The following is an 11,988-nucleotide window of genomic DNA, read 5'->3' on the forward strand; positions in this document are numbered from 1 at the left end:
CAAGGGGGCGCCGGAAGGAGGGCGTGATGCCTGGTTCCACGACGCTGGGCGGCGGCCACGGGGTCGACTCGATCGAGCACACCGATGCCGTGCGAGTGGCTTCCGTGCTACGGGAGATGAGCGGGCTGCTGGCGGTGGACGGGCCGAACCGGCTCACGGATGCGCAGGTCAGCGCCTTGTGCGGCGGACAGGTGCATCACCGGCAGGAGTTCAGCGAGTGGATCGCCCGGGTTGCCCGGGAGCTGAGCCAGAAGGTCTCGGCGTAGCCGGGTCCGCCTCGGCGAGGCGCTTGATCGCCGAGAGCCGGGTGTCCCACTCGGAGGCGACACGGTCCATCCAGCGAGCGGTGACGCCGAGCCGCGCGGGCAGGACTGTGTACCGCGCCTCGCGGCCCTCCCGGTGGCCGGCCACCAGACCGGCCCGGGTCAGGACCGCGAGGTGCTTGACGATCGCCTGCCGACTGACAGGCAGCTCCGTCGCCAGGACTGTCGCCGTCGCCTCGCCGTGCGCAGCGATGGCGTCGAGTATCCGGCGGCGGGTCGGGTCCGCCAGCGCGGACAGGACCTCTGTGACGGCGTCCTGGTCCGTACTCCGGTGCGCGGACTGGTCCGCGCCCGGGTCGGGGTCGCGGCTGTCCGTGTCCCGGCCTGCGTCCTCTGTCATGCCGCGAGCCGCTCCGCGTACTGCTTGATGTTCTCGGCCTGTTCGGTCCAGCCGCGCGAGTGGCTCTCGTACCCAGCCGTGTCGACCCTGTCCGCGGGGATGTCGAGGCCGGCGAAGCCGGTCTCCACCACGCGAAGATGGGTGCCGTCGCCGTCCGGGGTGAGAGTGAACTCCACCAGGGTGGAGTTGCCCTCGGCGGCCTGCTCACCAGGGAAGGCGCTCGCCCAGCGGTACGAGAAGTGGTTCGGCGGGTCCACCTTCACGATCGTCGTCGGGAACTGTCCGTACTTCCCGTGGTCGAAGAGCATCGTGCCGCCCGGGCGCAGGTCGACCGGGGTCGGCTTGCCCTGTCCGAACCACGATCCGACGTGCTCCGGCTCTGTGAGCACCGCCCAAACGCGCTCGACGGGCGCGGCGATGGTGATCTCTCGTTCGATCCGGTCCTCGCTCATGATCTTCAGCTTTCTGCTCGACTATGACGTGCTACCCAATGGTTGCACGTCATAGCCGGGAAGTGCAACCCAGCGGTTGCGCAATTCTCTGTGCCGTCGGTCGCAGGTCGTACTGCCCGGATGCCGGGGGCAGGCTTTCGCCGCGAAGCCGCCGTTCGCCACGACGCGGATCTCCAGCATCGCGCCGCCGCGGGCCACCTTCGCCGTCCGGACCAGGCCCGCCGGACCTTCCGTGACCGTCTCGACCGGCCGGCTGCCCCGGCCGATCCGCAGCGGTACGGCGGCGGTGCGGGCCGCGCCCGCGTACGTACCGCCGATGAACCAGCGCGCACCGGCGCGCCGCGCCACCACCGCGCCACTGCCCGGTTCGCCCGCCAGCAGCCGGGTCTCGTCCCATGCCGCCGGGAGCTGCTCCAGGGAGCGGCGCGCCTCCGGGCGGGCGTCGTACGACGCGGGCGTTCCCGTGAGGTTCTGGATGCCGGACTCCGGCTCCGGACCGGCACCATCCACGGCCGCCTCACCCGACGAGGCCGGTCCCCGGCCGACCCTTCGGTACTGGAGCTCCGCACCCCGTGGGGGACCCTCGAACGCCGGGGGGCCCTCGAGCGCCGGGGAGGCCGAGACGGGCGCGTCGCTCCAGAGCCCGGGACTCGCGTCCGATCGCTCGCCCGCAGGGCGTAGCCGCAGGGGCGGCCTCAATCGCCCTCGATTCCCGGCATACCGCCCTCGGACTCGTCGCGCTCGTACACGCGAGCCGAGCCGTCGGCCTGTGCGAGCCGCCGCAGCGACGCGAACAGCGTGTCCCCGAGCACCGTGCCCACGACCACGCTCTCCACCAGGTCGTCAAGACCGGCCCGGCCCGCGACGTAGGCGAGGTCCGCCCGCGCGACCTGCTCCGCGGCGTCCGCGTAAGCCTCCAGCACCTGGGAGAAGGCCCCGTGGCCGACCCTCTCCAGCGCGGCGAGCGCTGCCGCCAGGGCCTCCGCGGCGGGGAAGTCCCCGTCTACCAGCCAGCCGCGTCGGGCGATCAGCTCGCGCACCTCGTGCCGTGCCGCGTCCAGTTCGGCGTCCGCTTCCTCGTCCGTGTACTTCGGGACGATCAGGTCCGTCGCCACCCCGAGGACCTTGTGCACGGACTTGCCGGGGTCGTCCACCGCCGCCAGAACATCCGCGATCGCGGCCACCCTCAGTCCGCCCACATCCAGCAGTGCGCGGATCAGCCGCAGTCTGCGCTCGTGCGCATCGTCGTAGGTCGCCTGGTTCGGGCTCGTCAGCCGGCCGGGCGGGAGCAGCCCTTCCCGAACGTAGTACTTGATCGTCGGCACCGGTACCCCGGTCCTGCGGCTCATTTCGCCAATGCGCACTGCCCGTTCACCCTTCCGCCTCTTGCCAAGGTCCCATCCATCATAGATAGTTTCACTATCGGATAGGGGATAGTGCCACTATCCATAAACCGGGAGACGCTCATGCCTTCATGGCGCACATGGCATCGGCCGCTCATGGCCTTCGTCGCATCAATGGCCGTTCTCGCGATCGTCTCGGCAGTGGGCCTCATCGTCGACGACCGGGTTCTGGTGGGCTCGCTGATCTGGTTCAAGCCGTTCAAGTTCTCGGTGTCGTTCGTCGCCTACGGGCTCTCACTGGCCTGGATGCTCTCGCTGCTTCCCCGCGGCCGGCGAGTCGGATGGTGGGCAGGCACTGTCGTCGTTGGCGCGAGCGCTGTCGAGATGGTCGCCATCACCGGCCAGGTCATCCGAGGCAGGCGCAGCCACTTCAACTTCGCAACCCCCTTCGACGCGATGGTGTTCAACGTGATGGGCGCGACCGTCGCCGTGCTGTGGGCTGCCACCCTGGTCATAGCGGTGCTGCTGTTCCGGGCACGGATCGCCGACCGGGCGTCCGCCTGGGCGATGCGGCTCGGCGCCGTGCTCGCCCTGGCGGGCGCGGGCATCGGTTTCCAGATGGCGCAGCCCACTCCCGACCAGGAGGCGGCAGGCGGCCGCGGTACGTCCACAATCATCGGCGCGCACAGCGTCGGTGTGCCGGACGGCGGCCCGTACATGCCCCTCACCGGTTGGTCGACGACCGGTGGGGATCTGCGCATCCCGCACTTCTTCGGCATGCACGCACTTCAGGTGCTGCCGTTCTTCCTGCTCACGCTGATCATTCTGGCGCCACGCTTCGCCCGGCTGCGCAATGAGCGCGTGCGGCTGCGGCTGGTGCTGGTCGCCGCGGGGACGTACGCCGCCGTATTCGCCCTGGTCACCTGGCAGGCGCTGCGCGGCCAGCCGCTGATCCACCCGGACGGCGCGACGCTCGGCGCCGCGGCCGCGATCCTCGCCGCCGCCGCCATCGCCTCGTACGCAGCCCTGAGCTCCAAGCACGCGTCCCCCGCGGCAGTGGACACCGAGAAGGAGCTTGTCGCATGACCGGATTTCTCTTCGAGCTGGCCTTCTGGCTCGTGGCGCCCGTCTGGCTGCTGATGATCTTCGCGCCCAACTGGCGCCCCACCGCCCGGATTGCCGCGTCACCACTGACCGTCATCCCGGTGCTGGTCGTCTACTTCACGATGGCGATCCCCGTCTTCCCCGAACTCTGGGCGGCCATCCGCAGCCCGGACATCGACCGCTTCCGGGACCTGACCGTCCTCGCGAACGGCGCCGGGGCGATCTGGGCGCAGGTCATCGCCTGGGACCTGCTGCTCGGCCAGTGGATGTACTTCGAGGCGAGGCGGCTCGGCATACGTCCGCTGGTGATGAGCCCACTGCTGGTGCTGACGATCCTGCTGTCGCCAATCGCCCTTGTCGTCTTCCTGGCTCTGCGTGCGGTGAAGGCCCGGTCCGCGGCCGAAGCCCGGAGCCGGGCCGTACAACCGCTCTCGTACTAACGACTCGGTCGGCGATTGATGTCGGGGCGTGCTCGCCTGGCGGTTCGGCTGGTGGTTGATCGGCAGGCGGTGTGCCGGACGAGCACCAGTTCGGTGCTGTGCACGGGCCGCGTGGCCCGCCGGGCGGCGCGGTCGGAGACCAGTCCCGCGATCGCGCGGTGTGTGTCGGCGTAGTCTTCGCGGCGTCCGGCGTAGCGCTGCAGTGGCCGCCACTGGCGCATCTCGGCGTTGGCGTGCTCGACGACGATGCGGCGGGAGGCTGGCGGCGGCGCATCTCACGCCAGGCCCGCTTCTCGCCGTCGCGCATCGGCCTTGGGCTTTGCCGGCGGGGCGCTGGGCTCACCGCCCCACCGTCACCCGCTGCGGGAAGCGGACTTTCCCGCAGTACGGCGACCGGCACGGGGCGACTGGCCGCTTCGCTGACGAGGACCTCTGTGGCGCCTGCTATCGGACCCTCACGCCGGAGGACCAGGAGCGCGCCTTCGAGCACGAGCAGCCGGGGCTCACCTGCGAATAGCCCCGAAAGGCGGGGCCCCACCACAGCGATAGGAGACCCCGCCATGGCCAACCTTGCTCTGATCTACCCGATCGCGGCCGCTGTCGGCGCTACGTACGCGGCCGCCGCATGGGCCTGGAGCCGCTTCAGAGCCGGGGCCCGGGCGGGCGTGTCCCCGGGATCCCCGCAGCACCAGGCCGCGCTCAAGTCGGTCGAGGACCGCACCGCAACCCAGTTCACGTACCTGCCGACCGCCGTGCAGGCCGCGGTAATGCCACGAGTGTCTCCTGGAGCGTGGTCCGATGCCCAGTCATCCGATGACTGGGAGGATGGGTGCAAGTTGAGTGACCGTCAAGGCTTCTGACGCCCTGGACATCGGATCAATCGCAGGCTCGTGTCGAGCTGATGGGGGCGGCGGTGCCAGAGTGGGGCGTATGACCCAGCCGCTGCGCGCCGCCCACACCTACCAGCTCTCCCCGGTCGAACTGGCCGAGATCCGCGCCCTGATGGACGACGCCTTCGAGGGCGACTTCAGTGACGAGGACTGGGACCACGCGCTCGGCGGCCTCCACGCGCTGGTACGCGACGACAAGGGCATCGCCGCGCACGGCAGCGTGATCATGCGCCGGGTGCTGTACAGGGGCCGCTCGTACCGCATCGGCTACATCGAGGCGATGGCCGTACGGCCCGACTGCCGCAGGCAAGGGCTCGGCAGCCGGGTGATGGCGGAGCTGGAACGGGTCGTCGACGGCGCGTACGAGTTCGGCGCGCTGTCAGCGTCCGACGACGGCGCCCAGCTGTACCGGACGCGCGGCTGGCAGCTGTGGCAGGGCCGGGTCGAGGCGCTCGGCCCGGACGGGGTGGTGCACCTCCCGGACGAGGAGGACTCCACGTATCTGCGCCCCGCCGCGGGCCGTCCACTGCCGCAGCCCCCTGCCGCGCTGCTCTTCGACTGGCGAGACGGGGACGTGTTGTAGCTCCAGCGCCTCAGTCGCTGACCCGTCCGGCAGACTTGCCCTGGTCCACCCGGCCGGGCATCCGGCGCCGCGCTCGCTGCCGCTGGTCGACTGGGCCGAGAACTGCACCTCGTAGACCCGCGCATGGTGGGCGGAGCAGGAGTGGCTCCCGAAGGCGACCGTCGAGGCGGAGGACGACGGAGCGGTGCTCTCGATGGTGAGCAGTGGTTTCGGGATGGCGGTCATGCCCGAGCTCTCCCCTGACCGGAGTACCGGCCACCATCGAGATCACCGATCTCGGACCGGAGCGCCCGACCCGCTCGGTCGGCTATGTCACCACCCCTGAGCTGGCCCGCACGGTCGCTGTCCGTGCGCTGATCCGAGAGCTGCGCGCTCTCGCCGTCTCAGATAGTAGGAAGTCCGAGTAATTGTGGAGACAGAGGCGCGCACCTGTCCTAACTTTGTAGAAGCCGAACGTCTCGCTCGATCCAGCGAATGGCGGTCGTGAGCCAGTGCCCCAAGCAGGCAACCCCTGCGGCCCGGCTCCCCGCCCCTTCCGGCGCCTCGAAATCATTTCTGATCTCAAGGAGTCGATCACCATGCCCGAGACGACCGTCCGCCGCGTCCGTCACACCGCCCGTTCGAGCGAGGCCGAGCGCAAGAATGCCGCCGCCGCCCTGCAGCGAGCCCTCGACCGCAGGGACAACGGCGGCTCCACCGGCCACTGAGCCGGTTTACCGAGCCGAGCGCTTCACCTCGAAGTAGTCGATGCGCTTGCCGCTTTCGGCAAGCGCGGAGACCTTCAGCTTCGGCGCCGTACCGGACTCCGCCTCCACCGCGAGGAACGAGAAGCCGGTGTATCGCACCCGCGACCACTGCACGGTGTCCGGGTCCGGCAGCCGCAGCTTGGTCCAGTGGAAGGTCACGATGGTGTCGTGGTCGTGGACGTTGCCCTCGTAGCTGTCCTGGACCCCGGGCCCGAAGCTGTACAGCTCCTTCCCGGCGCCGCCCGCCGTGACGTACACGATGCCGTCCCGCGTCGGGTCGGTGGACGCCCCGATCGGCACCGGCCTGCCGACCTCGCCGCCCTTGATCGCGTCCGTGCGCTCGTACACATGGTTGTGGCCGTTGATCACCAGATCGACCTGGTGCTTGGTGAACAGCGGCAGCCAGGCGTCGCGCATCCCGCCGTCCGAGGCGTGGGTCGCCGTCGAGTACATGCAGTGGTGGAAGAAGACCACCACGAAGTCGATCCCGGGCTGCGCCCGCAGCTCGCCCAGGCGCTTGTCGAGCCAGGCGGTCTGCTTGCCGTCCGTGTAGCCCTTGTTGGCGGGGATCTCGTACGAGACGTCATTCGCGTCCAGGGCCACGACGCCGACGTTCCCGTAGACGAATGAATAGACGCCCGGGGCGTTCTTGGCGTCCGGTCCGTTCTCGGGCAGCGACCAGCGGGCCGACTGGCCGCCGTAGCCGTTCGGCGAGTACCACGCCTCCATGTCGTGGTTGCCGGTGGTCACCATCCACGGCACCCGCGAAGCCACGCTGTCCGTCTGCGCCAGGAACTGGTCCCACACCCGCGCGTCGTAGGTGTCCGAGTCCTTGCCGTGCCCGCTGCTGTCCGCGTAGCAGATGTCGCCCGCGTGCAGATGGAACGACGGGTTCTGACCGAGGATCAACTGATCGTTGGCCAGGGCGTGATAGCTCACGCCCTGGTCGCCGAAGGCCGTGAAGACGAACTTCTCGGGCGTCGCCGGAGCCGTGCGGAACGAGCCGATCGTGGCCAACCGCTCCGGCGACGCGGGGTCGAAGCCGTCGTGGCCGACCCCGTAGTAGTACGTGGTCCCCGGCTTCAGCCCGTCCAGGCCCACATGGAGGTAGAACTGGTCGACGGCCGGAAGCTTCGTGGAGAGGGAAGGCGTGTGCAGATCGCGCACCTCGGCCTCGATCTTCCGGCTCAGCTCCCAGGGCCTGAGGCCAACGCGCAGATACGGCTGCTTCACCGCGAACGGCACCTGCCAGGAGATCCGCATCTGGGTCTTCGGGTCGGCGCCGAAGGCGAGATGCCGGCCGAACGGCGCGACCAGCGAGCCGTCCACCACGGCCGTCGCCGCAGCCGTGGCGAGTTCGGGGGAGGCCGCGGTGGCGGTGGACGCGCGGCCGAGCATCAGTCCGCCGCCGCCCGCCACACCCGCCGCGAGCCCGCCGGCCAGCGCGCCGCGGCGGGACAGCTTCGGGCGTGCGTGCTTGGCGCGCAGATACTCGTGCTGTTCCGGCATGCTCATGCGGCGGGCGAGCTGCTCGGGAATCCCGACGTGGGGGGTGTCCTCAGTCATGGCGCAGAACTTGCCAGTAACTTACAACTTCCGGCCAGACATTGAATGAATGAAATTCAAACCAGTGTTGATCGATTCATGGACGTCCGGATGGTGGACGTCGAGTGTCATGAGGTGGGACGGAGAGTAGGGTGCCGATATGTCTCGCAGCATCAATCTCGCAGTGATCCCCGGTGACGGCATCGGCCAGGAGGTCGTGGCCCAGGGCCTGAAGGTCCTCGCGGCCGTCCTCCCGCAAGATGTGAAGCTGGAGACCAAGGAGTACGACCTCGGCGCCCAGCGCTGGCACCGCACCGGAGAGACCCTCCCCGACGCGGAACTCGGCTCCCTCAAGAACCACGACGCGATCCTGCTCGGCGCGATCGGCGACCCGTCCGTGCCGTCCGGCGTGCTGGAGCGGGGGCTGCTGCTCAAGCTGCGGTTCGCCTTCGACCACTACGTCAACCTGCGTCCGTCGAAGCTCTTCCCGAACACCGCCACCCCGCTGGCCGGCCGTCCCGACATCGACTTCGTCGTCGTCCGCGAGGGCACCGAAGGCCCGTACACCGGCAACGGCGGTTCCCTGCGCACCGGTACGCCCGCCGAGGTGGCCACGGAGGTCAGCCTCAATACGGCGTACGGCGTCGAGCGCGTCGTCCGTGACGCGTACGAGCGGGCCAACTCCCGCCCCCGCAAGAAGCTGACGCTGGTTCACAAGAACAACGTCCTCGTCTACGCCGGCCACATGTGGAAGAACATCTTCGACACGGTCGGCAAGGAGTACCCCGAGGTCACCACCGACTATCTGCACGTCGACGCCGCGACGATCTTCTTCGTCACCCAGCCGGAGCGCTTCGACGTCATTGTCACCGACAACCTTTTCGGTGACATTCTCACCGACCTCGCCGCTGCCGTGACCGGCGGCATCGGCCTGGCCGCGTCCGGCAACATCAACCCGACGGGCGCCTTCCCGTCGATGTTCGAACCCGTCCACGGGTCGGCGCCCGACATCGCGGGCACCGGCAAGGCGGACCCGACGGCGACCATCCTCTCCGTCGCCCTCCTGCTGCGGCACCTCGGCTTCGAGGCCGAGGCAGCACGTATCGAGGAGGCCGTCTCCGTCGACCTCGCGGGGCGCGACGGCGCCACCTTCCGTACGACGGACGAGATCGGCGACGCGCTCGCGGTACGAGTAGCGAGCTGACCCGTCGGTTCCAGTACCACCACAGCCGCCGGGTCGCATCTGCACCCGGCGGCTTCTCTTGTGCGGCCTCCGGGTGTCACCATCAACCCTGGACCGTATTCACCCCGTTTCCTGGCACAGTCCCCCCGAGAGATAATCGGACGTGGGCCGTGGCATGCGGGAATGCTCGGACGTCCTAGCAGCAGTAGCGGCGTGAGCGCGGTCCGTCACAAACAACCGGTGAAGGACACTGCACTCATGACGACGCCCACGATCGAGCTCAAGCCCTCCTCGCACCCGCTGTCCGACGCGGAGCGCGAGGCGATCCTGGCCAGCCCCGGCTTCGGCCGCCACTTCACCGATCACATGGTGACGATCAAGTGGACGGAGGGGGTTGGCTGGCACGACGCTCAGCTCGTCCCGTATGCGCCGCTGTCGATCGACCCGGCCAACATGACGCTGCACTACGCGCAGGAGATCTTCGAGGGCCTGAAGGCGTACCGTCGCCCCGACGGTTCGATCGCGACCTTCCGCCCCGAGGCCAATGCCGAGCGCTTCCAGAGGTCGGCCCGCCGACTGGCGATGCCGGAGCTGCCGGTCGAGGCCTTCATCGCGGCGTGCGACGCGCTCGTCCAGCAGGACAACGCGTGGGTCCCGGCGCACGGCGGCGAGTCCTCGCTCTATCTGCGCCCCTTCATGATCGCGACCGAGGTCGGCCTGGGCGTGCGGCCCGCCAACGAGTACCTGTTCATCGTCATCGCCTCGCCCGCGGGCGCCTACTTCCCCGGCGGCGTCAAGCCGGTCTCCATCTGGCTGTCCGAGGACCGCGTGCGCGCCGTCCCCGGCGGCATGGGCGACGCCAAGACCGGCGGCAACTACGCCGCGTCCCTGCTCGCCCAGGCCGAGGCCGCCCAGAAGGGCTGCGACCAGGTCGCCTACCTCGACGCCGTGGAGCACAAGTGGGTCGAGGAACTGGGCGGCATGAACCTGTACTTCGTGTACGGGGACAGGATCGTCACCCCGGAGCTGACCGGCTCGCTGCTCGCGGGCATCACCCGTGACTCGCTGCTGACGCTTGCCCAGGACCTGGGTTACAAGTCCGAGGAGGGCCGGATCTCCATCGAGGACTGGAAGCGCGACACCGAGAACGGCACGCTCACCGAGGTCTTCGCCTGCGGCACGGCTGCGGTCATCACCCCGGTCGGCCTGGTCAAGTCCGCGGACGGCGAATGGAAGCAGTCCGGCGGTCAGCCGGGCGAGGTCACGCTGGAGCTGCGCAAGGCGCTGCTGGACATCCAGACGGGCAGGGCGGAGGACGTCCACGGCTGGACCCACCAGCTGGGCTGACGCGTGCCGTGCAAGGGCCCGCACCCCGCCTGTCGGGGCGCGGGCCCGTTGCCGCGCAGGGGTCAGGAGACAGCCACCTCGGGCTCCGGCTCCGGCGCACGCACGCCGCGTGCGCCCAGCGCCGCGTACGCCGCCCGCCCACCACCCCCGACAGCACGAAGCTGCGGTCCACCCCGCCCGTCAGCGCCGGCAGCGGGCCCTCGTACAGCGGGGTGGAGACCGCGCACAGGCCGAGCGTCGCGCCGATCGCCCAGCTGACCGTGGCGCGCGGGTTCCAGCCTGCGCGGAACCAGTAAATACCGCCGTGGGCACGGCAGTTGTAGACCTGCAGGGCCTCCGCGTCGTACGCGCCGCCGCACCGGGCGTGGGCGATCATCGTGATCACCGCCCAGGGCGTGCCGATCGCTGTGAGCAGCAGGACGAACGACGTCATCGCGGACTGCGCGTCCCAGGCGAAGTGGCCGACGTCTGCAACGGCGGCGTGGTGCTGTGCGCCTTCGACGACCCGCGTGACGAGATCTCGGCCGGCATCTTCCGCCGGCTCTACCCCGGCCGCACGGTCACGCTGGTCGACGCCCGGACGATCTTCGCCGGGGGCGGCGGCATCCACTGCATCACGCAGCAGCAGCCGAGGGTCTGAAAACGATTCGGTGCGGCGGGCGGTATGACAGCCTGCGGCCGGACCGTATGGCCGAGTACGGCTGCGCGATCAGGTAGAACGTACGAGTGAACGTACTGCTCCGTGATCCGGAGGCTGCCGTATGACTCCCTCCCCGCGCCGCCGCAACACCGCGCCGCCCCGCGAGGAGCTGCTCGCCGCCGCCATGGCCACCATCGCCGAGCGCGGGCTCGACGGGCTGACCATGGCCGGGCTCGGGCGGGAGGTCGGGATGAGCAGTGGGCATCTCCTCTACTACTTCCGCACCAAGGACGAGCTCCTGCTCGAGACCCTCGAATGGAGCGAAGGCCGCCTCGGCGCCCAGCGCACCGCACTGCTTTCCCAGCAGGCGCCCGTCGCCGAGCGGCTCGCCGCGTACGTCGATCTGTACGTCCCCGACGGACCCCGCGACCCGCACTGGACCCTCTGGCTGGAGGTCTGGAACCGCTCGCAGAACGCCGACGCCGAGGCCCGCGCCCGCCAGGCCGCGATCGAGGGCGCCTGGCACCGCGACCTGGTCGCGCTGCTCGCCGAGGGCATCTCCCGCGGCGAGTTCCGCACCGTCGACCCCGACCGCTTCGCCGCCCGGCTGCGCGCCCTCCTCGACGGGTTCAGCGTCCATGTCGCGGTCGGGATACCCGGCACCGGACGGCCCCAAGTCCTCGCCCACGTACGGGAGTTCCTCGACGACACTTTGCTTCCGTGAAGGCAACGAACGTCGGATCTTCGCGGTCGGCTTCTTCATGCGGCCGGTCGGCGGCTGGCTGCTCGGCCGACCGCAAGGGCCGCAAGGCCGCGCTGACCATGACCGTCACCCTCATGTCGGCGTCCGCGATCCTCATCGCGATCGCACCGACCTACGAGGTCGCGGGCTACGGCGGCGTTGCCGTCCTGCTGGTCGCCCGGCTGCTCCAGGGCCTGTCGGTCGGCGGCGAGTACGCCGCCAGCGCCACCTATCTCACCGAGGCGTCCGCACCCTCGAACCGGGGCTCCGCCCCGGACCCCGGCCCTCAACCGCCGGACGGGCTGAAGAG

Annotated in this window: 14 protein-coding genes and 4 pseudogenes; 12 read left to right on the top strand and 6 right to left on the bottom strand. The window is 69.9% G+C overall.

Features of this window, described 5'->3' with window-relative positions; translation table 11 throughout:
* Positions 1-26 precede the first annotated feature (26 nt).
* A complete protein-coding gene (locus tag ACH492_RS09820; protein ID WP_398984608.1) occupies positions 27-266 on the top strand; it encodes a hypothetical protein in 240 nt (79 codons plus the stop codon).
* On the opposite strand, the gene ACH492_RS09825 is transcribed toward ACH492_RS09820, so the two are convergent.
* The 4 genes from ACH492_RS09825 to ACH492_RS09840 all read right to left on the bottom strand — a co-directional run bounded on the left by ACH492_RS09825 (position 211) and on the right by ACH492_RS09840 (position 2,479).
* A complete protein-coding gene (locus tag ACH492_RS09825; RefSeq protein WP_398984828.1) occupies positions 211-561 on the bottom strand; it encodes an ArsR/SmtB family transcription factor in 351 nt (116 codons plus the stop codon). The genes ACH492_RS09820 and ACH492_RS09825 overlap by 56 nt on opposite strands.
* A gap of 98 nt (positions 562-659) precedes the next feature.
* On the bottom strand, positions 660-1,115 hold the full coding sequence (locus tag ACH492_RS09830; protein WP_307660922.1) for an SRPBCC family protein: 456 nt from the start codon (positions 1,113-1,115) through the stop codon (positions 660-662).
* 21 nt (positions 1,116-1,136) lie between these two features.
* The gene (locus tag ACH492_RS09835) at positions 1,137-1,625 is read right to left on the bottom strand and encodes a glycoside hydrolase family 97 C-terminal domain-containing protein (protein WP_398984610.1); all 489 of its coding nucleotides are present in this window, start codon (positions 1,623-1,625) and stop codon (positions 1,137-1,139) included.
* Positions 1,626-1,810: 185 nt separating this feature from the next.
* Complete coding sequence (locus tag ACH492_RS09840) at positions 1,811-2,479, bottom strand: MerR family transcriptional regulator (RefSeq protein WP_398984612.1); 669 nt, start codon at positions 2,477-2,479, stop codon at positions 1,811-1,813.
* Between the two features lie 102 nt (positions 2,480-2,581).
* On the opposite strand from ACH492_RS09840, the gene ACH492_RS09845 reads away from it, so the two are divergent.
* From ACH492_RS09845 to ACH492_RS09870, 6 genes and pseudogenes are all read left to right on the top strand, one after another.
* Positions 2,582-3,544 (top strand): hypothetical protein, encoded by a 963-nt coding sequence (locus tag ACH492_RS09845; RefSeq protein WP_398984613.1) that lies wholly within the window; start codon positions 2,582-2,584, stop codon positions 3,542-3,544.
* Positions 3,541-4,002 carry an ABA4-like family protein gene (locus tag ACH492_RS09850; RefSeq protein WP_398984615.1) on the top strand — a complete coding sequence of 154 codons (462 nt, stop codon included), beginning with the start codon at positions 3,541-3,543 and terminating at the stop codon, positions 4,000-4,002. Before ACH492_RS09845 ends, ACH492_RS09850 begins: the two co-directional genes overlap by 4 nt.
* Positions 4,003-4,562: 560 nt before the next feature.
* Entirely contained in the window at positions 4,563-4,862 is a 300-nt protein-coding gene (locus ACH492_RS09855) for a hypothetical protein (RefSeq protein WP_398984617.1), read from the top strand.
* Between the two features lie 70 nt (positions 4,863-4,932).
* Entirely contained in the window at positions 4,933-5,475 is a 543-nt protein-coding gene (locus ACH492_RS09860) for a GNAT family N-acetyltransferase (RefSeq protein WP_398984619.1), read from the top strand.
* Between the two features lie 37 nt (positions 5,476-5,512).
* Positions 5,513-5,882, top strand: a pseudogene (locus tag ACH492_RS09865) (LysR substrate-binding domain-containing protein); the annotation flags it as partial.
* Between the two features lie 171 nt (positions 5,883-6,053).
* Positions 6,054-6,182 carry a hypothetical protein gene (locus tag ACH492_RS09870; RefSeq protein WP_307660919.1) on the top strand — a complete coding sequence of 43 codons (129 nt, stop codon included), beginning with the start codon at positions 6,054-6,056 and terminating at the stop codon, positions 6,180-6,182.
* A 6-nt stretch (positions 6,183-6,188) separates the two neighbouring features.
* On the opposite strand, the gene ACH492_RS09875 is transcribed toward ACH492_RS09870, so the two are convergent.
* Positions 6,189-7,787 (bottom strand): purple acid phosphatase family protein, encoded by a 1,599-nt coding sequence (locus tag ACH492_RS09875; RefSeq protein ID WP_398984621.1) that lies wholly within the window; start codon positions 7,785-7,787, stop codon positions 6,189-6,191.
* Positions 7,788-7,926: 139 nt separating this feature from the next.
* Between ACH492_RS09875 and ACH492_RS09880 the strand changes: the two genes are divergently transcribed.
* Both ACH492_RS09880 and ACH492_RS09885 read left to right on the top strand, forming a co-directional pair.
* Positions 7,927-8,970, top strand: coding sequence for a 3-isopropylmalate dehydrogenase (locus tag ACH492_RS09880; RefSeq protein ID WP_398984623.1), 1,044 nt, complete (start codon positions 7,927-7,929; stop codon positions 8,968-8,970).
* Between the two features lie 237 nt (positions 8,971-9,207).
* Positions 9,208-10,296, top strand: a complete 1,089-nt coding sequence (locus ACH492_RS09885) for a branched-chain amino acid aminotransferase (protein WP_398984625.1) — start codon at positions 9,208-9,210, stop codon at positions 10,294-10,296.
* A 62-nt stretch (positions 10,297-10,358) separates the two neighbouring features.
* Here ACH492_RS09885 and ACH492_RS09890 read toward each other — a convergent pair.
* Positions 10,359-10,762, bottom strand: a pseudogene (locus ACH492_RS09890) (cytosine permease); the annotation flags it as partial.
* Here ACH492_RS09890 and ACH492_RS09895 point away from each other — a divergent pair.
* From ACH492_RS09895 to ACH492_RS09905, 3 genes and pseudogenes are all read left to right on the top strand, one after another.
* Positions 10,763-10,936 (top strand): annotated as a pseudogene (locus ACH492_RS09895) (agmatine deiminase family protein); the annotation flags it as partial.
* Positions 10,937-11,057: 121 nt separating this feature from the next.
* Positions 11,058-11,660, top strand: coding sequence for a TetR/AcrR family transcriptional regulator (locus tag ACH492_RS09900; RefSeq protein ID WP_398984627.1), 603 nt, complete (start codon positions 11,058-11,060; stop codon positions 11,658-11,660).
* Between the two features lie 4 nt (positions 11,661-11,664).
* Positions 11,665-11,950: pseudogene (locus ACH492_RS09905) on the top strand (MFS transporter); the annotation flags it as partial.
* Positions 11,951-11,988: the final 38 nt, after the last annotated feature.

The organism is Streptomyces sp. NPDC019443 (genome assembly GCF_044389785.1).
Taxonomy (GTDB): Bacteria; Actinomycetota; Actinomycetes; order Streptomycetales; family Streptomycetaceae; genus Streptomyces.

Bases quoted from the DNA above. Each gene is read 5' to 3' on its own strand.
- ACH492_RS09850 (WP_398984615.1), top strand. From the start codon at position 3,541: ATGACCGGATTTCTCTTCGAGCTGGCCTTCTGGCTCGTGGCGCCCGTC.
- ACH492_RS09880 (WP_398984623.1), top strand. From the start codon at position 7,927: ATGTCTCGCAGCATCAATCTCGCAGTGATCCCCGGTGACGGCATCGGC.
- ACH492_RS09855 (WP_398984617.1), top strand. From the start codon at position 4,563: ATGGCCAACCTTGCTCTGATCTACCCGATCGCGGCCGCTGTCGGCGCT.
- ACH492_RS09820 (WP_398984608.1), top strand. From the start codon at position 27: ATGCCTGGTTCCACGACGCTGGGCGGCGGCCACGGGGTCGACTCGATC.
- ACH492_RS09845 (WP_398984613.1), top strand. From the start codon at position 2,582: ATGCCTTCATGGCGCACATGGCATCGGCCGCTCATGGCCTTCGTCGCA.
- ACH492_RS09870 (WP_307660919.1), top strand. From the start codon at position 6,054: ATGCCCGAGACGACCGTCCGCCGCGTCCGTCACACCGCCCGTTCGAGC.
- ACH492_RS09900 (WP_398984627.1), top strand. From the start codon at position 11,058: ATGACTCCCTCCCCGCGCCGCCGCAACACCGCGCCGCCCCGCGAGGAG.
- ACH492_RS09830 (WP_307660922.1), bottom strand. From the start codon at position 1,115: ATGAGCGAGGACCGGATCGAACGAGAGATCACCATCGCCGCGCCCGTC.
- ACH492_RS09885 (WP_398984625.1), top strand. From the start codon at position 9,208: ATGACGACGCCCACGATCGAGCTCAAGCCCTCCTCGCACCCGCTGTCC.
- ACH492_RS09860 (WP_398984619.1), top strand. From the start codon at position 4,933: ATGACCCAGCCGCTGCGCGCCGCCCACACCTACCAGCTCTCCCCGGTC.
- ACH492_RS09875 (WP_398984621.1), bottom strand. From the start codon at position 7,787: ATGACTGAGGACACCCCCCACGTCGGGATTCCCGAGCAGCTCGCCCGC.